We start from the raw sequence: 19,729 nt of genomic DNA on the forward strand, positions 1-19,729 counted from the left end.
GCCGTGCTCAGGAGCGCGCGCCCGCGCGGACGTGCGGCGTGACCCCGGTCAGCTCCGCGGCGAGGTCCCACAGCGCGGCCTGCGTGGCGCGGTCGTGCGAGGCGACCGTCGAGCCGACCGGCACCGGCGGCCCGGAGATCTCCTGGAAGCCGCTGGGGCCGACGTAGGTGCCGCCGGGCAGATCGGGGACGGTGGCCGCGTACAGCGTGGGCTGGGCGCCCATCGACGGGCCCTGGGCGATGACCTTGTTGAGCACGCTCATGCCGAGGTCCTGCACCGACTCGGTGCGGCTCTGCAGGTTGGTGGCGCTGTAGCCGGGGTGGGCGGCCATCGAGCGCAGCGGCGACCCGGCGGCGACGAACCGGTGCTCGAGCTCGTAGGCGAACATCAGGTCCGCGAGCTTCGACTGCCCGTAGGCGAGCCAGCGCTGGTAGCGGCGACGGCGCCAGTTCAGGTCGGACAGGTCGATGCTGCCGAGGCGGTGCGCGACGCTCGAGAGCGTCACGACGCGGTCGGTGATCACGTCGAGCAGCAGCCCGGTGAGGGCGAAGTGGCCGAGGAAGTTCGTGCCGACCTGCATCTCGAACCCGTCGACCGTGCGCCGCTCGGGGATCGCCATGAGGCCGGCGTTGTTGACCAGCACGTCGACGGGGCCCTCGAAGTCGGCGACGAACGCGCGCACCGAGGCGAGGTCCGCGAGGTCGAGCCGACGGACGTCGGTGGTGCCGCGCGCGCCCTCGCCGATCTCCTCAGCAGCCCGGGCGCCCTTCTCCGTGTCCCGCACGGCGAGCACCACGTGCGCGCCCGCCCGGACGAGCTCGCGGGAGGCCTCGAGCCCGATCCCGGAGTTCGCGCCGGTGATGACGAAGGTGCGGCCCGACTGGTCGCCGATGTCCGCGGCAGTCCACGCAGTCATGACGGACCGGTGCCCGGCCGCTCGATGGGTCAAACGGTGGTCACCGCGACACGAGGATCTCGGCCAGGTGGCGGTACACCTCCACGTTCACGCCCAGCCCCACGTGGCTGCCCCGGACCTCGCGGCACTCCGCGTCGTCGGGACGGCACGACGAGGGCCGCACGATCCCGTCCTCGGGGCTCCAGATCGCGACCACCGGCGGCGGGGACGGGGCCACGAGGTCGCCGGAGAACGGGCAGGGGCAGCGCACGGTCAGGCAGTGGCGCCGGTGCGGGCGCACGAGGTTCTGGGCGACGCGTGCCCCGCCGACCGCGGCGAGGGTGAGCACCGAGGCGTCGAGCTGCGAGGCGAGCGGGCTGCCGAGGGCGACGACGCGGCGGACCAGGCCCGGGCTGCGGGCGGCGAGCGCCCGGGCGAACAGCCCGCCGCGGCTGTGCCCGACGAGGGTGACGGGCTCGCCGGCGCGGTCGGCGACCTCGGCGAGGCGACGGTCGAGACGGCGCACCGCGGCCTCGGAGCAGTCGACGTTCCAGAAGATGCCCGAGCGGTAGGAGCGGTGGCCGATGCGCCGCAGCCAGTCGTGCAGCACGGTCAGCGAGAGGTCGCCCGCGAGGAACCCCGGCACGAGCAGGACCGGCGCGCCCGTGCCGTGCGGGACGTCCTCGCCGCGCCAGGTGGACGAGAGCAGCAGGCGGGCGAGCTCGAGGTGCAGCCGGGCCTCGCCGAGGGGGTGCCCCCACCAGCGCACCGGTGGCGGCATCTCGGTCACCCCCCGACCCTATGTGAGCGATCTTGGGTGCAATAGCCCCGAAGATCGCTCACGTAGGGCGGGTGGGAGTACGGGGGTAGGTCAGACGGCGGACGAGCAGCTCGAAGGGGCCGCGGTGGCCCCGGCGCGCGAGGAGGCCCGCGACGAGCACGCCGACCAGCCACGTCGCCAGCCCGACGAGCGTCGCCGTCGTCAGCGACGCCGACGAGCCCAGCCCGCCCGCGACCGTCGCGAACACCGCCACGAACACCACCGACTGCGACAGGTACAGCGTCATCGACCACGTCCCCGCCGCCGCGATCAGGTCACGGCCGGGCCAGGACACGCTGCCGAGCAGCCCCATGACTCCGAGCAGCCCCAGCGCGCCCGCGTAGCCCCCCGCGGCGTGCGCGGCGGCGACCACGGCACCGACCCCGCTCGTCGGCGCCCACACGCCGGCCACGGCCAGGGCCAGCGGGAGCCCCAGCCCGACCCCGGCCACCAGCCCGCCGACCGCCCACAGCGCGAGCCGCCGCCGGTGCGCCACCGGGTCGTCGAGGGTCCCCGACCGCGCGATCACCACGCCGACCAGCACCGCGGGCGCGGTCAGCAGCGCGGAGAACAGCGTCGTCGCGAACCACTCCCCGGGATGTGCGGCCAGGAACGCGCCGAGCGTCGGCGCGGCGATCGACGGCACCGTCGGGATCCCTTGCGGCCCGCTCGCGCTCGACGAGAGCAGGACGCCGAACGCCCCGATCGCGCCGGCCGCCGCCAGCAGCCCGCGGGACGACGACGCCGTCACCCCGGCGACCGCGGGCGCCATCAGCAGGATCACCAGCCCGTACGCGCCGATGATGTCCCCGGGGAACAGCAGCAGGCCGTGCAGCGCCCCGATCCCGATCAGCACGAGACCGCGCCGCCGCACCACGGACTCCGGCGCGCGCTCGGCCAGCCGTGCCACGCCGTACCCGACGAGCGCGGCGAACAACGGGAAGACCCGCCCGTCGACGAGCACCATCTGCACGACGGCGACGACGGCGTCGGCACCCGTGAGCCCGGACGGGTAGCCGCGGTAGCCGATGGACCGGTCGACGAGGTAGAGGTGCGCGTTCGCGACCGCGATGAGCGCGAGCAGCAGGCCCCGCGCGAGGTCGGGGGTGACCTGCCGCGCGGCCAGCCGGGCCGGTCCGGTCACCCGTGATCCTCCTGCCGACGCCGTGCCGCCCACCGGCGACGGCGTGAGGATGACACGATGGCTCGGTGCACCTCACCGAGCCCCCGGACGGCACCACGGAGGACGCCGCCCGTCTCGAGCAGCGTCACCGTGCGCTCGACGAGGACCACCGGGTGTGCGACGCGATCGCCGCGCTCCCCGACGGGGACACCATGCACGCCTGGGTCACCCGGTTCGCGCTGCTCGCCGACCCGACCCGCCTGACGCTGCTGCTCTGCATCCACGCGGCCGGCGAGATCTGCGTGTCCGACCTCGCCCTCGCCGCCGGCCTGAAGGACACGACGACGTCCCAGGCGCTGCGCCTGCTGCGCGCCCAGGGCCTCGTCGCGACCCAGCGCGCCGGCCGGGTCGTGCGCTACCGCCTCGCCGACGACACCGTGCACGCGCTGCTGCACGAGGTCGTCGGCGAGCGTGCGGCGCTCTAGACCCGGAAGAGCTCCCCGACGATCTCGGTGAGCCGGCGCGCCTCGATGAGGAACGCGTCGTGCCCGAACGGCGACTCGATGCGCCACACCTCGCCCGCGCCCGGGATCAGGGCGGCGAGCTCCTCCTGCTGGTGCAGCGGGTAGAGCCGGTCGGACACCGACCCGGCGACGACGGTCCGCGCGGTGATGCCGGCCAGCACGTCGGCCAGCGATCCCCGCCCGCGGGCGACGTCGTGGCCGTTCATGGCGCGGGTGAGCTCGACGTAGCTCGCGGCGTCGAAGCGGTGCACCAGCTTCTCGGCGTGGTGGTCGAGGTAGCTCTCGATCGCGAAGCGCCCGTCCGCCCCCGGGTCCTCCCCCGGCTGCGGCCGCCGCGCGAAGCGCGTGTCGTACTCCTCGGCGGTCCGGTAGGTGTTGTGGGCGATCCGCCGCGCGACGCCGAGCCCGACGTGGGGGCCCTCGCCGCGCCCGAGCTCGTGGTAGTCGCCGCCGTGCCAGCCCGGGTCCTCGCGGATCGCGGCGATCTGCGGGGCGGCCCACGCGATCTGGTCGGCCGACGCCGCCGCCGGCGAGCAGAGCAGCAGCAGCCGCTCCACCCGCGAGGGGTACATGACCGCCCACTCGAGCGCGCGCATCCCGCCCATCGAGCCGCCGAGCACCGCGGCCCAGCGCTCGATGCCGAGCGCGTCGGCGACCTTTTCCTCGACGACGACCTGGTCGCGCACCGTCGTCCGCGGGAACCGCGACCCCCACGGACGTCCGTCCGGCGCCGGCGACGACGGCCCCGTCGTGCCCTGGCACCCGCCGAGGACGTTGGGCGCGACGACGAACCAGCGGTCGGTGTCGACGGCCTTGCCGGGCCCGATCAGCCCGGACCACCAGCCGGGCGTCGGGTGTCCGAGCCCGGCGTCGCCGGTGACGTGGCAGTCGCCGGTGAGCGCGTGCAGCACGAGCACGGCGTTCGACCCGTCGAAGCGTCCCCACGTCTCGTAGGCGACGCGGACGTCCGGGATCGTCTCGCCGCTCTCCAGGGTGACGGCGCCGACGTCGACGAAGCGCCGGTCGCCGACCGGGTCCCCCTCCCGCCACGCACCGGTGGCGGGAGGGAGAACGGCCACGGTTGTCACTCCGAGGCTGACTTGGACGCGGTGAAGCCCGCCTCGAGGTCGGCCTTGAGGTCCTCGATGTTCTCGATCCCCACGGCCAGGCGCACGAGGCCCGGGGTCACGCCCGCGGACTCCTGCTCGTTCTCGGAGAGCTGGCTGTGGGTGGTCGACGCCGGGTGGGCGATGAGGCTGCGGACGTCGCCGATGTTCACCAGCTGCGAGTGCAGGGTGGTGCCGTCGACGAACGCTCGCCCGGCCTCGACCCCGCCCCGCAGGTCGAAGGACACGACGGCGCCGGCACCCCGGGGCAGGTACTTCTTCGCCGCCTCGTTCCACGGGCTCGAGGGCAGGCCCGCGTAGTAGACGCGCTCGACCTCGTCGCGCGCCTCGAGCCACTCCGCCAGCGCCTGGGCGTTCTGGACGTGGCGCTCGAGGCGCAGGGAGAGCGTCTCGATGCCCTGGATGATGAGGAAGGCGTTGAACGGGCTGATCGCCGCGCCGGTGTCGCGCAGCAGCTGCACGCGCAGCTTCGCGGCGTAGGCGCCCGGGCCGAGGGCCTCCCAGTACTTCAGGCCGTTGTAGCTGGGGTCGGGCTCGGTGAAGCCGGGGAAGCGGTCGCCGTGCGCCCCGAAGTCGAAGGTGCCGCCGTCGACGACGACGCCCGCGATCGTGGTGCCGTGGCCGCCCAGGTACTTGGTGGCCGAGTGGATGACGACGTCGGCGCCGTGCTCGATCGGGCGCAGCAGGTAGGGCGTCGGGACGGTGTTGTCCACCAGCAGCGGCACGCCGGCCTCGTGAGCGGCCCCGGCGACGCCGGCGATGTCGAGCACGTTCGACCCCGGGTTCGCGATCGTCTCGGCGAAGAACAGCTTGGTGTTCGGCCGGACCGCGTCCCGCCACTGCTGGAGATCGTCCTGGTCGGAGACGAAGGAGACCTCGACGCCCATCTTCGGCAGCGTGTAGTGGAAGAGGTTGTACGTGCCGCCGTAGAGGCTCGGGCTGGACACGAAGTGATCGCCGGCCTCGGCGATGTTGAGGATCGCGGCCGTGGTGGCCGCGCTCCCGCTCGCGAAGGCGAGCGCCGCGACCCCGCCCTCGAGGGCGGCGACGCGCTGCTCGAGCACGTCCTGGGTCGGGTTCATGATCCGGGTGTAGATGTTGCCCGGCTCGGCGAGGCTGAACAGGTCCGCGCCGTGCTGGGTGTCGCGGAAGACGTAGGACGTCGTCTGGTAGATCGGCGTGGCCCGGGCGCCCGTGGCGGTGTCCGGGGCGGCGCCCGCGTGGACCTGCTGGGTCTCGAACGACCAGCCGGTGCTCGCGTCGGTCATGAGGTGCTCAACTCCATCGTCGGTGATCGGGGTCGTGCTCGTGCGTCTGCCGGGGGTACCGCCGCTGCGCGACACCACTCGTCGAACGCCTCGGCACGACGACTCGGCCAGAACCCTTCGAGATCAACCCGCACCACGCCGATGATCCTCCCGTCTGCCGGGCGGGGGGCACAACAGGACCCGGTCGGGGGTCGCCCTGGTCACGTGCCCGCGTGGCGCGTGATCACCGTTGCTGGCAGCCTGCCAACTATGTCGCTGCCGACCGTGGACCTGGGGGATCGCGAGTTCTGGGCCGCGCCCTGGACCCGGCGCTACGAGGCGTTCGGGACGCTGCGCGCCGCCGAGGGCGTGCCGACCTTCGCCGAGCCGCAGTTCCCCGGATTCCCGCCCGGCCCCGGCTTCCGCGCCGTCACCCGGCACGCCGACGTCGAGCACGTCAGCCGGCACCCGGAGCTCTTCTGCTCCGGGCAGGGCGCCGTGTCGATCCTCGACCTGCCGCCCGAGGCCGGCGAGTTCTTCGGCTCGCTGATCAGCATGGACGCCCCGCGGCACACCAAGATCCGGCGCATCGCCGCGCAGGCGTTCACGCCGCGGCGCACCGAGGCGCTGCTCGAGGACGTGACGCGCGTGGCCCGCTCGGTGATCGCCTCGGCGCGCGCGAAGGCCCGGGACGGCGACGGCTCGTTCGACCTCGTCGCCGACGTCTCCGCCCCGATGCCCTTGTTGATCATCTGCGAGATGATGGGCGTGCCGGAGTCGCGACGCGACGAGGTGTTCGCGCACTCGAACGTCATCCTCGCCGGTGACGACCCCGAGTACGTCACCTCGGACAACCCGCTCGGCGACTACCTCGCCGCGGGTGCCGGCCTCTCGTCGCTGATGACGGAGCTGGCCGCGGAGCGCGAGGCGACGCCGGGCGACGACGTGACCTCCGCGCTCGTGCACGGCACCGTCGACGGCGAGCGGCTGACGCACCAGGAGATCGCGTCGTTCTTCATCCTGCTCTGCGTCGCGGGCAACGAGACCACGCGCAACGCGATCACCCACGGCGTCTGGGGCATGCACCTCCGGCCGGCGCAGTGGGAGCTGTGGTCCGGCGACGTCGAGGGCGTCACCCCGACCGCCGTGGACGAGGTCGTGCGCTGGGCCTCGCCGATCAACTGGATGCGCCGCACGGCGGTCTCCGACACCTCCGTGGGCGGCGTGGACATCGCCGCGGGCGAGAAGCTGCTGCTCCTCTACGGGGCGTCCAATCGCGACACCTCGGTGTTCACCGACCCCGAGCACCTCGACCTGCGCCGCTCCCCCAACCCCCACCAGGGCTTCGGTGCGCACGGCCCGCACTTCTGCCTCGGCGCCCACCTCGCCCGTCGCGAGATCGCGGTGATGTTCCGGGAGCTCTTCGCCGGCATGCCCGACCTGCGCGTCGTCGGCGAGCCCGACCGCCTGCGCAGCATCTTCGTCAACGGGATCAAGCACCTGCCCGTCGCGCTGGCGGGCACCGACGCGGCGCGGGGTTCCTGAGCGCTCGTGCCAGCAATGCGGCTTTCCCGGCGTGGGACGCCAGGATCGCCACACGCTCGCTGCGCGACACGCCGCGTGGTGTTCCAGCCTGGCGGCCACGCTGACGTTCAACGTCAGGAAAGCCGCCCGCTCGATCCGCGACGATCGAGATCGCGGTCCTGGTGACGATCGGTGTCACATCTGACATCGATCGTCACCGAGACGGCGATCGAGTGGTCACGAGGCGTCGGACGGCGTGCTGCGGGCGCGGCGGAGGATCCGGTGACGCAGGGCGAAGGCCCCGAGCGTCGAGAGGATCAGCACGCCGATGACGGCGGGCGTCCCCATCCCACCCGGGAGGTTGTCGAACGCCATCGCCTGCACGTCGCTCGTGGTCGTGACCGGCGAGCCGGTGTTCTCGCCGGCGATGGTCCGCAGCGGGCTCCCGGGCGGGGCCAGGAGCAGGGCCGGGTTGGGCGTGCCGAAGTTCAGCAGCGGCATCCGTGCGGCCGCCAGCCCCCCGGGTGCGGCGAGCGCCGGAGCCGCGACGGCGCCCCGCACGTCGGGGGCCGGGAGACCCGACGGCGCCTGACCACCGCCGACCGTCTGACTGCCCGATACGGGCCCGCCGCTGGTCCCGGTGCCGGCATCGGGGCCGCCGGCCCCGCCGCTCCCGGCGTCCGTCCCCTCGTCGGACCCGGTCGGTGTCGCCGGGTCGACCGACGTGTCGTCGCCGGTCGGAAGCGTCGGGATGGGCACCGAGATGACGGGGGTCTCCGAGTTCCCGCCCGTCGGCTCCTCGCCGCCGGAACCCGAGGCATCGGCGTCCGAGGAGCTCGTGAGGCCCAGGGCGCCGAGGAGTTGGTCGACCGTGGGCTTGACGCCGTTCACCAGGCACGTGCCGTCGGGCGCCTCGGTCACGTCGCCACGCACCGGATAGGGCGTCAGCCCTAGCAGGCACGTCCCCGCCGCCGACGCCGTCCCGGCGCCGAGGGTCAGGGCGCCGGTGACGAGGGCACCGACGATCACGCTGGGGAGCAGGCGACCTCGACGAGCGATCATGCGCGGACCCCTTCGGCCGGACGGTGGACCCCCGGGCGCACCCGGGTGGTTTGCGCGCTCATCGGCAGAAGGACACGGCTGTTACTCACCAGTTGCCTCTCCTGAGAAAGTGACTCCCTCCAGCCCAGCGCCCACCGACCGAACGGCCGCTGAAGTTGTTCCGGTCGCGAGGTTTGCGCAGCACCAGGCCGTTGGGTCCTGTGCGCGCACCCTCAGGCCCGACCGGGTGTCACCGGCCTGCTCCGCGCTCCTCCCCGGTTGCGGTGCGTGACACTGATCGCATGACCGGCGAGTCGTTGCGCCTGGAGTTCCGGCGGCAGGTGCGCGAGCGGGTCCTCACGACCGCCCACGAGCACACCGTCGAGCGCGGGTGGGAGCACGTGCGGGTCGGCGAGGTGGCCGTCGACTCCGGGGTCTCGCGCCCGACGCTCTACCGGGAGTTCGGGAACAAGGACGGGCTCGGCGAGGCGCTGATGACGCGCGAGGCCGAGCGGTTCTTCGCCGCGATCGCCGAGGCGCTGTCCGAGCACGAGGACGTCGGCGAGGCGGTGGCGGCCGCGACGCGCCTGACCCTCGAGGAGGCCGCCGACAACCCGCTGCTGCGCGCCGTGCTGACCGGCAGCCGCACGGGCGACGCCGGCCTGCTGCCGTTCCTGACGTCGCGCTCGGAGGCCATCCGGGAGTCGGCGCGCGCCCTGCTGGCCACCTGGCTGGTCCAGCGGCGCCCGGAGCTCCTGCCGACGCTGGTCGAGGAGACCGTCGACGCCGTCGTCCGCCTGGTCATCTCCCACGTCGTCGCCCCGGCCCTCGACCCGGTCGACGTCGGCCGGCGCGTCTCCCATCTCCTCACCGCGCTACTCCGAACGCCAAACTGAGACAAAAATCGGGTCTTGTCTCCGTGCGGGTCACACCGGCACACTCTGACGCGAGCCGTCGCGTCGAGGGAGACAGGCCCATGAGTACGACCGAAGTGACCACCGGAGAGAACGCCGCCGGCGCGGAGCGCCCCTGGCGTGACCGCAAGCGCTACCTCTGGCCCCTGGCCACCGTGATGCCCGCGATGCCCTTCCTGGGCGCCGGGCTCGCCGCCGCCACGGGCTGGGCCGGCTGGTGGTGGGTCGGCCCGATGATCCTGTTCGTCGTCCTCCCGGGCCTGGACATCGTCTTCGGCGCCACCGACGACAACCCGCCGGAGTCCGAGCGCGAGCGCCTCGAGGCCGACCGCTACTACCGCTGGGTCACCTACCTGTTCCTGCCGATCCAGTACGCGAGCCTCGTGTTCAGCTGCTGGGTCTGGGCGACGTGGGACCTGCCCTGGCACGCCGACCTCGGGCTCGCGCTGACGATGGGCGTGGTCTCCGGCGTCGCGATCAACACCGCGCACGAGCTGGGGCACAAGCGCGAGGACGTCGAGCGCTGGCTGTCGAAGATCGCGCTGGCCAGCTCCGCGTACGGGCACTTCTACGTCGAGCACAACCGCGGCCACCACGTCCGCGTCGCCACGCCGGAGGACCCGGCGAGCTCGCGGCTCGGCGAGGGCTTCTGGACGTTCCTGCCGCGCACCGTGTGGGGCAGCTTGCGCTCGTCGTGGCACCTGGAGACCAAGCGCCGCTCGAAGGGCCGTCACACGCCGTTCGACCACGAGATCCTGATCGCGTGGGCCATGACGGTCGTGCTGTTCGTGACCCTCGTGGCCGTGTTCGGCTGGGTCGTGCTGCCCTGGCTCGTCCTGCAGGCGGTCGTCGGGTTCTCGCTGCTCGAGGTCGTGAACTACCTGGAGCACTACGGCCTCAAGCGGGCGAAGCGCGAGGACGGCCGCTACGAGCGCACCGACCCCCGGCACAGCTGGAACGCCGACCACACCGTGTCGAACCTGCTGCTCTACCAGCTGCAGCGCCACTCCGACCACCACGCCAACCCGCTGCGCCGCTACCAGACGCTGCGGCACTTCGAGGAGTCCCCGCAGCTGCCCAGCGGCTACGGCTCGATGATCGTGGTGGCGCTGTTCCCGCCGCTGTGGCGCGCGATGATGGACCGCAAGGTGCTCGCCCACTACGACGGCGACGTCACGCTCGCGAACATCCACCCGCGCAAGCGTGAGCGGTATATCACCCGCTACGCCCGGACATAAGACGGCCGACGCGGGTGTTGCCCACGAGAGTGAGCGCAGCACCCGCCGACGCCCTCGACCCCGCCCGCCGCGGCCGGCTCTTCGCCGCGGTGGCCGGGGTCGTCGTGCTCTTCCTGGCCGCGTCCAGCGTCCCGTCGCCGCTCTACGTCGTGTACCAGGCGGCGTGGGGCTTCTCCGCCGCGACGCTGACGATCGTCTTCGCGGTCTACGTGCTGTTCCTGCTGGCGTCGTTGCTGGTGGTCGGCGGGCTGTCCGACCACGTCGGGCGCCGCCCGGTGCTCGCCGTCGCGCTGGTGGTGCAGACGGTGGCGGTGGTGCTGTTCCTCGTCGCGTCGAACGTGACGATGCTGCTGGTCGCGCGGGCCGTGCAGGGGGCGGCCACCGGCGCCGCGATCACGGCGATGGCGGCGACGCTCGTCGACCTGGATCCCCGACGGGCCGGCCTGGCGAACGCCGCGACACCGCTGATCGGCCTCGCCCTGGGTGCGCTCGGCTGCGGGCTGCTCGTCGAGTTCGCGCCGGCGCCGACCAGGCTGGTGTGGATCGTGCTGCTCGCCGGGTTCGTGCTCGTCGCCGCGGTGCTCGCCGTCCTCCCCGAGACCGCTCCGCGGCGCACCGGCGCGCTGGCCTCGCTGCGCCCGCGCGTCCGCATCCCCGCCGGGCTGCGCGGCGAGGTCCTGGCGATCGCCCCGACGCTCGCGGCGAGCTGGGCGCTCGGCGGGCTCTACCTCTCGCTCGGCCCGTCCGTGGCCGCCGAGCTCCTGGGGCTGCGCAGCCACCTCGTCGGCGGCATCGTCGTGACCCTCCTGTGCGGCGTCGGGGCCGCGACCGCCGTCGTGGCGTTCTGCCGCGCCCCGGAGACGCTGCTGGCCCCGGCCGGCGGCCTGCTCGCCCTCGGCACCCTGATCACGCTCGCGGCGCTGGTGCTCGGCTCGCCGCTGGGCACCGCGGCCGGCACCGTCGTCGCCGGGCTGGGCTTCGGGTCGGCGTCGCTGGCCTGCTTCGGCACGCTGGCCCGGATCGCCGCGCCGGAGAACCGCGGCGAGCTCATGGCCGTCGCTTACACCGTCGCCTACCTGGCCTTCAGCCTCCCGGCGGTGATCGCGGGCTTCCTCACCGTCCGGATCGGCCTGCGCCCGGTCGCCGAGGGCTACGGGCTGGTCGTCGTGGTCCTGGGCCTGACGGCCGTCGTGGCACGCCTGCTCGTCGTGCGTGCCCGGCGGGGGGCGGACCCGCAGCGCGTGGACGCCTGACCCGGCCCGGAACGGGCACCCTCCCCCGACGAGAGATCACCGTCGAGAGGACACGCATGCCGAAGCCCCCGCTGCCCGACGAGGTCCAGCAGCTGCTGGCCCGCCCCAACCCGAGCGTGATCACGTCGATCCGCGGTGACGGGCAGCCCGTCTCCGTCGCCACCTGGTACCTCTGGGACGACGGCCGGGTGCTCGTGAACATGGACGCCCAGCGCAAGCGGGTCGAGTACCTCCGCAACGACCCGCGGGCCTCGATCACCATCCTGGCCGAGGACGACTGGTACACCCACGTCAGCATCCAGGGCCGCGTGGTCGAGTGGGCCGACGACACCGACCTCGCGATCATCGACCGCGCGTCGAAGCACTACACCGGCGATCCCTACCCCATCCGTGACCGCGCCCGGGTGGCGGCGTGGATCGAGGTGGACCGCTGGCACGGCTGGGGCCAGGTCAAGGCCTCGGACGTTCCCGACAACGCGGGCTGATCCGGACCCCCTCCGGTCACCCGATCGGCACGGCCCGACCCGTGGTTAGGGTTGCCTGGGTCGGGGCGGGACCGCTCTCCGCGGTCTCCCACCCCGGCCCAGCCGCGTCGCGACGGAGGTGGGAGTGACCCTCGCCCGTGGGCCCCGAGCGGGCCTCGCCGGTGATCGCACGGACCTGGAGCCGGTCCACGACACCGTGCTCGACGCGGTCGGGTCGACGCCGCTGGTGGCGCTCGGACGGCTGTTCCCGGACCCCGGGGTCGAGGTGCTCGCCAAGCTCGAGCTGATGAACCCGGGCGGCAGCATGAAGGACCGCTCGGCGCGCTACATCGTGGACAGTGGGCTCGCCGACGGGTCGATCCCCCCACGGAGCCGCCTGGTCGAGTCGAGCTCGGGCAACTTCGGGGTCGCGGTCGCCATGGTCGCCCGGCTGCACGGACTCGCGTTCACCTGCGTCGTCGACCCGCACGCCAGCCCCGCCAACGTCGCGATCATGCGCGGGCTCGGGGCCGACGTCGAGGCCGTCGACGAGCCCGACGAGGCCGGGGGCTACCTGCACACGCGGCTCGCCCGCGTGCACGAGCTCCTCGCCACGACGCCGGACACCGTCTGGATCAACCAGTACGCCAACGACCGGAACTGGCTCGCGCACTACCACGGCACCGGCGCCGAGATCGCCGACGCGCTGATCGTGCCGCCCACCCACCTCGTCGGCGCCGTCTCCACCACCGGCAGCCTGCTCGGCTGTGCCCGCAGACTGCGCGAGGTGTGCGACCCGCTCGAGGTCGTCGCCGCCGACGCCGTCGGCTCGGTGATCTTCGGGGGCCCCGGCGGGCGGCGGGAGCTGCCGGGCCTGGGGTCCAGCCGGGTCCCCGAGCTGCACTCCCCCGACGAGATCGACCGCGTCGAGGCGGTCGACGACGCGACGGCCGCCGAGGCGTGCCGCGAGCTGCTGGCCACCGAGGCGATCTTCGCCGGCGGGTCGACGGGCGCCGTGGTCACCGCCGTGCGCCGCGTCGTGCGCGACCTGACCCCGCCCGCGCGGATCGTCGCGATCTTCCCCGACCGCGGCGACCGGTACCTCGACCGCGTGTGGGACGACGCCTGGCTCGACCGGGCGCGCGCCCGGCGCGGCTCGTGACGACAGCCGCGACCCTCGTCCTGCGCGACCTGCTCGACGCCGCCGTCGCCGAGGACGTCGCCGGGCTGGCGTCGGTGCCGCTCGGCCCGGGGCCCGCGGGCCGACCCGGCGCGTGGGTCCGGCTCCGGCTGCCCGACGGGGGGTGCCTCGCGTGGTGCGCGCGCCCCGGCGGGGTCCTCCGGCGCACGCGGTACGCCGACGGGCCGGTGCTGGTGGGCCCGTCGCTGCGCGAAGTGACCGATCCCGCCGAGGTCCTGGCGCTGCTCGCCCCCGAGGCCCCCTGCCGCGACGTCGTCGCCCAGGACGTCGCCACGGCCGTCGAGCACACCCGGACCGACCCGGGCCCTTCCGGCGAGGAGCGCGCGGCTGCGCGGGGCCGGCCGTTCCACCCGTCCGCGCGGGCGGTCGTCGGCTGGACCCGCGACGACCTCGGACGCTGGGGCCCCGGCCGCACGGTGGCGCCGGACTGGGTCGCGGTGCGGGCGGACCACCTGCGCCACGGCCGCCGGCCGGCGGACGTCGAGGGTGCACCGGACGCCCCGGACGGCTACCGGGCCCTGCCGGTGCACCCGTTCGACCGCGCGCACGTGCTGCCGCGGGTGTTCGCGCCGGAGCTCGCCGACGGGGTGGTCGTGCCGCTGGCGCGGGGCGCCGAGGTGGGGGTGGCCGGGGTCGCGACGGCGTCGCTGCGCACCCTCGACCTCGGCGACGGCCGGCACCTCAAGCTCCCGATGGGGGTGACGACGCTCGGCTCGGCGCGGCTGCTCGGCGCGCGCTCGCTCGACCACGGTGAGCGCGGCGAGCAGGTGCTGCGCCGCGTGCTCGCCGCCGACCCCGCCCTGGCCACGCGCGTCGCCGTCGCCGACGAGACGGCGTGGTCGGGGTTCGCGCGGCCCGACGGGAGCGACGAGTTCCACGACCGTCCCGGCCACCTCGCCGCCCTCGTGCGCCGGCTGCCCCCGCCCGCCGGGACGCGCCGTCTCCCGCTGGCGGCGCTGGCGTGGGGCGACGTCTCGCCGGCCCTGTTCGAGTCCGTCACCGAGGCCGTCGTCGCGACCGGGATCGGGTTCCTGCGCCACGGCGTCCTGCCCGAGATGCACGGGCAGAACGTGCTGCTCGACCTCGACGGCGAGCGGGTCGTGCGGGTCGTGCTGCGCGACCACGACGCCGTGCGCGTCCACCCGCGGTGGCTCTCGGTGCCCGACCCGGCCTACCGCCTGGCGCCGGGCGGGACGCAGTCGCTGCTCCTCGACACCCCCGGCGCGCTGATCGGCTTCTTCGCGACGCTGGCCGTCGAAGTCGGGCTCGGTGGCGTGGCCGACGCGCTGGTGCGGGCGACCGGGCGGCCGGAGACGCACTGGTGGTCGGTGATCCGGCGGGCCGTCGAGCGGGCCGTCGACGCGACGCGCAGCCCGGTGGTGCGCCACGCCCTGCAGAGCGTCCTGCTCGACGCCGACACCTGGCCCTACCGCTCGGTGCTGCGCCCGCTGCTCGAGCGCGGGCCGTCGCCGGGCACGAGCATGCCCGCGGGCGTGGTGCGCGTGCCGAACCCGTTGCGGGCGGTCCGCTGACGCCCCATGTGAGTGAAATTGTGGGCTATAGCCCACAATTTCACTCACATAGGCCGGTCGGGGTAGACCTACCGGCGCGTCAGGCGATCAACCCCACCGTCCGGAACATCCCGGCCGGGTCGTAGGCCTCGCGCACGCCGGCCAGGAACGCCGCGGTCGCGTCGTCCCAGCACGCCCCGAGCCGGCCGCCGCCCGCCGGGCCCTGGAAGTTCGGGAGCCCGCCGCTGGCCCACGGCCGGACGGCGTCGACGACGCCGCGCGCCGCGGCCGGCGCGATCGCCGCCACCGGCGGGAACATCGGCGCCAGCGCGTAGAGCCCGAACGCCGCGTCCCGGCCCGCCACCGCGTCGTGCCCGCCCTCGGGACGCCGTTCGATCGCCCCGCCGAGGTGCCGGAGCTCCGCCATGATCAGGGGCGTGTCGACGCCCGGGCCGGCGACGGCGAGCAGCGCGTCGACGGCCTCGGCGGGCAGGGCACGCAGCGTCGCCCCGTCGTCCCAGATCGGCATCGGCTCGGTCGGGTCCGAGTGGATCGTGTCGATCGCGGCGAACGGCATCTCGCCGACCATGTCCGCGACCGGCTCGGCCACGGCCCGCATCGGGGCCAGCAGCGCCGCGCCGTCCTCGGCGCTCCCCAGGAACGCGAAGCGCAGGTGGGTCACGAACGCGCCCTGCAGCGGCGGCGGCAGCGACGGGTCCGGGGGCAGGCGCAGCAGCGCGACCGAGGTCGACGCCTCGTCGGGCAGCGTGGCGACCCACTCACGCCAGGTGTGCAGCAGCTGCGGCGACGCCTCGCCGGGGAAGAAGATGCCGCCGCCGTGGAGGCGGGACACGGGGTGCAGCGCGATCTCCATCTCGGTGACGACGCCGAAGCCGGTCTTGCCGCCCCGCAGCGCGTCGAACAGGTCGGGCTCGCGGGTCGCGTCGACGTCGCGCTCGACGCCGTCGGCGGTGACGATCCGGAGGCGGCGGACCTGGTCGGCGCCGGTGCCGAACGCGCGGGACAGCGGGCCGTGCCCGCCGCCGAGGCAGAAGCCGACGACGCCGACGTGCGACGACGAGCCGCAGATCGGGGCCAGCCCGTGCGGCGTGGCCTCGGCGATCACCTGCTGCCAGCGGGCCCCACCGCCGACGACCGCGGTGCGGGTGACGGGGTCGACGCGCACGTCGTCGAGGTGGCGGGTGGAGACCAGGAGCGAGCCGGCGAGGTCGCTGAGCAGCTGGTGACCGGTGGCCTGCACGCTCACGGGCAGGCCCTCCTCCCCCGCCCACCGGATCGCGGCGGCGACGTCGGCGGGACTGCGGGCCTCCACGACCAGGTCGGGGCGTGGCGTCGTCGTCGTGACGAACGGGGCGACGGCGGCGACGTAGGCGGGGTCGTCGGGGCGGACGAAGGTCGGGGTGGTCGTCGGGGTGGTGATCGAGGTGGTCATGACGGGGTCCTCTCGGGGAAGGCGGTGCCGGACGCGGGTTGGACGTCCGGGCGGGGCGGAACGGGTTCAGCGACCGGCCGTGGCGTCGATCTCGACGGCCATGCCGGGGACGGCGAGGCGGGCGACCGCCACGAGCGTCGCGGGCGGGGTGGCGCCGGCGGCGTCGAGCCGCTCGGTGATCGCGCCGTAGGCGGCGAGGGCGGCGTCCATGTCGGTCACGTGGACGACGAGGCGGGTGACGTCGCGCAGGTCCATGCCGCCGCGGGCGAGGAGGTCCTCGATGTTCGCCATCGCGAGGGACATCTGGGCGGACATGTCACCCTCGTGCAGGAGAGCTCCGTCGGCGTCGATCGACCCCTGCCCGGCCACGGTCAGTAGCCGGGCCGGTGCCGAGCGGAGCTGGGCCTGGTCGTAGCGGAAGCCGGCGTTCCACGACGTCGGGTTGATCCGGTACGGACCGGTGAGCTGCTGTGTCATGCCGAGAAGCCTGCGACCACGATCGTCCGGCGCCCATCCCAGCGCTCTGGGGAGCTCCCACCCCAGAAATCTGGGATCCCTCGTTCGCCACAGCAGGAGCTACAGTCAGTGACATGACCGCGGTGAGTGCCGAGCGCGTGCGCACGCAGATCGACGGGCTGGCCGCGGCGGGTCTGGACTGGCCGACGTTCGGCGCCTCCGCCATCGAGGTCCTGCGCCGGGCGCTGCCGTTCTCCGCGGCGTGCCTGTGCACCGTCGACCCGGCCACCGAGCTCGTCACCGCGACGGTGAAGTGGGGCGATGTCGACGACCAGCACGACCTCGAGTGGTCCTACTACGAGTACGAGGTCGAGGACGTCTACGACTTCCGCGAGGTGTCCCGCCGGCCCGGCGCGGTCGCGGCGCTCGCCGCCGAGACCGGGGGCGACCCCGCGCGGTCGCGCCGCTTCGCCGAGATGTTCTCCCCCGTCTGGGACTACTCCGACGAGCTGCGCGCGGGGCTCGCCGCCGACGGGGCGACGTGGGGCGGGCTCGCGCTGTTCCACCAGGGCGGGCGCACCTTCACCCCGGCCGAGCAGGAGTTCGTGACGTCGGTGTCGGCCGGCTTCGCGCGCGGGCTGCGCACCGGCCTGGTGGTCGGCGCCGCCGATCTCGCGGTGGTCGCGGACGGCGGCGGGCCGGCGGTGATCGTGGTCGGCGCCGACGACGAGGTCGTGTCGGCGAACGTCGGGGCCCAGGAGCGCGTCACCGACCTCGGCGGCGGCACGTTGGGCGACGCGCCGCTGCCGCAGGTGGTGTGCGCGATCGTCGGCGCGGCCCGGCGCCGCGCCGCCGACCCGGGCGCCCCGATGCCCCGCGCGCGCCTGCGCTCACGCTCCGGGCGCTGGGTCGTCGCGCACGCGTCGCCGATGGTCGGCCGTGGCGGCACCGTCGCCGACGTCGTCGTCACCCTCGAGGACGCCCGCCCGCCCGAGGTGATCCCGCTGGTGGTCGCGTCCTACGGGCTCACCGGACGGGAGCGCGACGTCGTCGGTCTCGTGCTGGCGGGGGTCGACACCGCCGACGTCGCGAGCCGGCTGCACCTCTCGGCCTACACCGTGCAGGACCACCTCAAGAAGATTTTCGGGAAGGTCGGGGTCCGCAGCCGCCGCGAGCTCATCGCGCGGATCTACAACGACCACTACGTCCCCCACCTCGTCGAGGGCGGCGCCCTGGCCCCGTCGGGGTGGTTCGCGACCTGACGTGACGGGCCTCAGCCCGCCTGGCGCTGCCCGTCGATCTTCCACGTGCCGTCGGCGGCGACGAGCCGAAACACCGTGCGCTCGTCGACCTCGCGGCCGTCGGCGTAGCGGTAGGTCACGGTGGCGTCGACCTCGTCGCCCCCCGCGGGCGACACCCCGCGCACCGTGACCTGCGAGATCGTGCCCCAGAATCCGCGGTAGCCGTCGAACCCGCCCGCCGTGCCCTGCTGGAACGACGGCGTGAGCCGCTGCCAGCCCTCGTCGAGGCGGTCCGGGATCAGGGCGTAGTAGTCGATCACGGCCTGCTGGCGGGCCTGGTCCTCCGGGCTGCCGGCGAGCGCCACCGAGCCGCTCGATCCCCCGGTCGACCCCTCGGTCGATCCCGAGCCGGATCCGACGCCCGGGGCCTCCGGCGCGGCGGTGCTGCCCGGTACGGACGCCCCCGGGCGCCCGCCCGTGCCGTCCCCGAGCAGCGCCGCCGTGAGCACGCCGACCACCGCCACCACGACCACCGCCGCGGCGACCCAGGGCCAGCGTCGCCGACGGGCGGCCTCCGGTGGCTCCGGCTCCGGCTCGGACTCGGGTGCGGCGGCCACCGGGGCCGTCGTCGCCGGCCGGGTGTCGGGTGCGACCGGGGGTGCGACCGGGGGCGCCTCGGGGGGCCGCGGGGGCGCGGCGACGGGGGCCGGGGTCGCGGGAGGGGACGGGGTCGCGGGTGGGGACGGCGCCGGAACCGGGGCCGGCTCGCGGCGGGCCAGGAACGGCGTCACCGGCCCTTCCTCGGTGCCGGCCTCCGTGGCGAGGAGCCGGGCGAGGTCGTCACGGACCTGGTCCATCGTGGGGCGGCGCTCGGGGTCGGGGCGCAGCAGGGACTCGACGAGCGCCGTGATCGAGCCTCGGTGCTCCGGCGGGGCGTACTCGCCCGACGCGACACGGTGCAGCACCGCGAGCGGGTTGTCACCGGAGCCGAAGGGCGGCGCGCCCTCGAGCGCGGCGTAGAGCGTGGAGCCCAGCGAGTAGACGTCGGAGCGGAAGTCGGCGGTCCCGCCGCGGGCGACCTCGGGCGCGAGGTAGGCGGGCGTGCCGGCCATCATCCCCGTCGAGGTGAGGGTGACGTCGTCGACGGCGCGGGCGATGCCGAAGTCGGTGACCTTGACGAGCCCGTCGTCGGCGAGCAGGACGTTGCCGGGCTTGACGTCGCGGTGCACGATCCCGGCGTCGTGGGCGGCCGCGAGCGCGTCGGCGACCTGGCGACCGACGAGGGCGACGCGGCCGGGCACGAGCGGCCCGTGGGCGACGAGGACCTCGGCGAGACTGCGGGAGGCCAGGTACTCCATGACGAGCCACGGGCGGCCGTCGTGCTCGACGACGTCGTAGACCGCGATCGCGTGCGGGTGGTGCAGCCGGGCGATCATCCGGCCCTCGCGGAAGACCCGGCGGTGGGCCTGCTCGCGGGCCTGCTCGTCGGCGCCGGCCGGCAGCGAGACCTGTTTGAGCGCCACCTCGCGGCGCAGCCGCTCGTCCTCCGCCCGCCACACGACGCCCATCGCGCCCTGCCCGACGCGCGTCCGGACGCGGTAGCGCTCGGCGATCAGCTCGCCCTCGTCGGCCACCCGCACTCTCCGCTCATCTCGCTGCCTCGTCCCGGACCGGTGCCGGGAGTCTGCCCGAGACGG

Annotated in this window: 18 protein-coding genes; 9 read left to right on the top strand and 9 right to left on the bottom strand. The window is 74.6% G+C overall.

Features of this window, described 5'->3' with window-relative positions; genetic code table 11:
- Positions 1-7: 7 nt before the first annotated feature.
- From WCD41_RS23145 to WCD41_RS23155, 3 genes are read right to left on the bottom strand one after another with little or no spacing between them, the layout of a single operon-like run.
- Entirely contained in the window at positions 8-916 is a 909-nt protein-coding gene (locus tag WCD41_RS23145) for an oxidoreductase (RefSeq protein ID WP_337716863.1), read from the bottom strand.
- Positions 917-956: 40 nt separating this feature from the next.
- Complete coding sequence (locus tag WCD41_RS23150) at positions 957-1,676, bottom strand: esterase/lipase family protein (RefSeq protein WP_337717019.1); 720 nt, start codon at positions 1,674-1,676, stop codon at positions 957-959.
- Positions 1,677-1,734: 58 nt separating this feature from the next.
- Positions 1,735-2,859 carry a DUF418 domain-containing protein gene (locus WCD41_RS23155; RefSeq protein ID WP_337716865.1) on the bottom strand — a complete coding sequence of 375 codons (1,125 nt, stop codon included), beginning with the start codon at positions 2,857-2,859 and terminating at the stop codon, positions 1,735-1,737.
- Positions 2,860-2,924: 65 nt separating this feature from the next.
- Between WCD41_RS23155 and WCD41_RS23160 the strand changes: the two genes are divergently transcribed.
- Complete coding sequence (locus tag WCD41_RS23160) at positions 2,925-3,323, top strand: ArsR/SmtB family transcription factor (RefSeq protein WP_373695178.1); 399 nt, start codon at positions 2,925-2,927, stop codon at positions 3,321-3,323.
- On the opposite strand, the gene metX is transcribed toward WCD41_RS23160, so the two are convergent.
- Positions 3,320-4,441 (bottom strand): homoserine O-acetyltransferase MetX, encoded by a 1,122-nt coding sequence (metX, locus tag WCD41_RS23165; protein ID WP_337716867.1) that lies wholly within the window; start codon positions 4,439-4,441, stop codon positions 3,320-3,322. The genes WCD41_RS23160 and metX overlap by 4 nt on opposite strands.
- Positions 4,442-4,446: 5 nt before the next feature.
- A complete protein-coding gene (locus WCD41_RS23170) occupies positions 4,447-5,757 on the bottom strand; it encodes a bifunctional o-acetylhomoserine/o-acetylserine sulfhydrylase (RefSeq protein ID WP_337716869.1) in 1,311 nt (436 codons plus the stop codon).
- A 249-nt stretch (positions 5,758-6,006) separates the two neighbouring features.
- Between WCD41_RS23170 and WCD41_RS23175 the strand changes: the two genes are divergently transcribed.
- Complete coding sequence (locus WCD41_RS23175; protein WP_337716871.1) at positions 6,007-7,281, top strand: cytochrome P450; 1,275 nt, start codon at positions 6,007-6,009, stop codon at positions 7,279-7,281.
- A 216-nt stretch (positions 7,282-7,497) separates the two neighbouring features.
- Here the strand turns inward: WCD41_RS23175 and WCD41_RS23180 are convergent, their stop codons facing one another.
- A complete protein-coding gene (locus WCD41_RS23180; RefSeq protein WP_337716873.1) occupies positions 7,498-8,322 on the bottom strand; it encodes a hypothetical protein in 825 nt (274 codons plus the stop codon).
- Between the two features lie 281 nt (positions 8,323-8,603).
- Here WCD41_RS23180 and WCD41_RS23185 point away from each other — a divergent pair, with 281 nt between their 5' ends.
- The 6 genes from WCD41_RS23185 to WCD41_RS23210 all read left to right on the top strand — a co-directional run bounded on the left by WCD41_RS23185 (position 8,604) and on the right by WCD41_RS23210 (position 14,903).
- Positions 8,604-9,197 carry a TetR/AcrR family transcriptional regulator gene (locus WCD41_RS23185; protein ID WP_337716875.1) on the top strand — a complete coding sequence of 198 codons (594 nt, stop codon included), beginning with the start codon at positions 8,604-8,606 and terminating at the stop codon, positions 9,195-9,197.
- Between the two features lie 80 nt (positions 9,198-9,277).
- Positions 9,278-10,453, top strand: a complete 1,176-nt coding sequence (locus WCD41_RS23190; protein ID WP_337716877.1) for an alkane 1-monooxygenase — start codon at positions 9,278-9,280, stop codon at positions 10,451-10,453.
- Between the two features lie 29 nt (positions 10,454-10,482).
- Complete coding sequence (locus tag WCD41_RS23195) at positions 10,483-11,706, top strand: MFS transporter (RefSeq protein WP_337716879.1); 1,224 nt, start codon at positions 10,483-10,485, stop codon at positions 11,704-11,706.
- 56 nt (positions 11,707-11,762) lie between these two features.
- Entirely contained in the window at positions 11,763-12,191 is a 429-nt protein-coding gene (locus WCD41_RS23200; RefSeq protein WP_337716881.1) for a PPOX class F420-dependent oxidoreductase, read from the top strand.
- Positions 12,192-12,315: 124 nt separating this feature from the next.
- Positions 12,316-13,332 carry a 2,3-diaminopropionate biosynthesis protein SbnA gene (sbnA, locus tag WCD41_RS23205; protein WP_337716883.1) on the top strand — a complete coding sequence of 339 codons (1,017 nt, stop codon included), beginning with the start codon at positions 12,316-12,318 and terminating at the stop codon, positions 13,330-13,332.
- On the top strand, positions 13,329-14,903 hold the full coding sequence (locus WCD41_RS23210) for an IucA/IucC family protein (protein ID WP_337716885.1): 1,575 nt from the start codon (positions 13,329-13,331) through the stop codon (positions 14,901-14,903). The genes sbnA and WCD41_RS23210 overlap by 4 nt, the downstream gene beginning before the upstream one ends.
- Before the next feature lie 79 nt (positions 14,904-14,982).
- Here WCD41_RS23210 and WCD41_RS23215 read toward each other — a convergent pair whose 3' ends face one another.
- Positions 14,983-16,335, bottom strand: coding sequence for an FAD-binding oxidoreductase (locus tag WCD41_RS23215; RefSeq protein ID WP_337716887.1), 1,353 nt, complete (start codon positions 16,333-16,335; stop codon positions 14,983-14,985).
- Positions 16,336-16,401: 66 nt separating this feature from the next.
- Positions 16,402-16,812, bottom strand: a complete 411-nt coding sequence (locus tag WCD41_RS23220) for a RidA family protein (RefSeq protein WP_337716889.1) — start codon at positions 16,810-16,812, stop codon at positions 16,402-16,404.
- Between the two features lie 113 nt (positions 16,813-16,925).
- Here WCD41_RS23220 and WCD41_RS23225 point away from each other — a divergent pair, with 113 nt between their 5' ends.
- Positions 16,926-18,053, top strand: coding sequence for a response regulator transcription factor (locus tag WCD41_RS23225; protein ID WP_337716890.1), 1,128 nt, complete (start codon positions 16,926-16,928; stop codon positions 18,051-18,053).
- Between the two features lie 11 nt (positions 18,054-18,064).
- Here WCD41_RS23225 and WCD41_RS23230 read toward each other — a convergent pair whose 3' ends face one another.
- A complete protein-coding gene (locus tag WCD41_RS23230) occupies positions 18,065-19,666 on the bottom strand; it encodes a serine/threonine-protein kinase (protein ID WP_337716892.1) in 1,602 nt (533 codons plus the stop codon).
- Between the last annotated feature and the right edge of the window lie 63 nt (positions 19,667-19,729).

The organism is Actinomycetospora aeridis, from assembly GCF_037400275.1.
GTDB classification, from domain to species: domain Bacteria; phylum Actinomycetota; class Actinomycetes; order Mycobacteriales; family Pseudonocardiaceae; genus Actinomycetospora; species Actinomycetospora aeridis.

Bases quoted from the DNA above. Each gene is read 5' to 3' on its own strand.
- WCD41_RS23145 (WP_337716863.1), bottom strand. From the start codon at position 916: ATGACTGCGTGGACTGCCGCGGACATCGGCGACCAGTCGGGCCGCACC.
- WCD41_RS23150 (WP_337717019.1), bottom strand. From the start codon at position 1,676: ATGCCGCCACCGGTGCGCTGGTGGGGGCACCCCCTCGGCGAGGCCCGG.
- WCD41_RS23170 (WP_337716869.1), bottom strand. From the start codon at position 5,757: ATGACCGACGCGAGCACCGGCTGGTCGTTCGAGACCCAGCAGGTCCAC.
- WCD41_RS23175 (WP_337716871.1), top strand. From the start codon at position 6,007: ATGTCGCTGCCGACCGTGGACCTGGGGGATCGCGAGTTCTGGGCCGCG.
- WCD41_RS23180 (WP_337716873.1), bottom strand. From the start codon at position 8,322: ATGATCGCTCGTCGAGGTCGCCTGCTCCCCAGCGTGATCGTCGGTGCC.
- WCD41_RS23185 (WP_337716875.1), top strand. From the start codon at position 8,604: ATGACCGGCGAGTCGTTGCGCCTGGAGTTCCGGCGGCAGGTGCGCGAG.
- WCD41_RS23190 (WP_337716877.1), top strand. From the start codon at position 9,278: ATGAGTACGACCGAAGTGACCACCGGAGAGAACGCCGCCGGCGCGGAG.
- WCD41_RS23200 (WP_337716881.1), top strand. From the start codon at position 11,763: ATGCCGAAGCCCCCGCTGCCCGACGAGGTCCAGCAGCTGCTGGCCCGC.
- WCD41_RS23215 (WP_337716887.1), bottom strand. From the start codon at position 16,335: ATGACCACCTCGATCACCACCCCGACGACCACCCCGACCTTCGTCCGC.
- WCD41_RS23220 (WP_337716889.1), bottom strand. From the start codon at position 16,812: ATGACACAGCAGCTCACCGGTCCGTACCGGATCAACCCGACGTCGTGG.
- WCD41_RS23225 (WP_337716890.1), top strand. From the start codon at position 16,926: ATGACCGCGGTGAGTGCCGAGCGCGTGCGCACGCAGATCGACGGGCTG.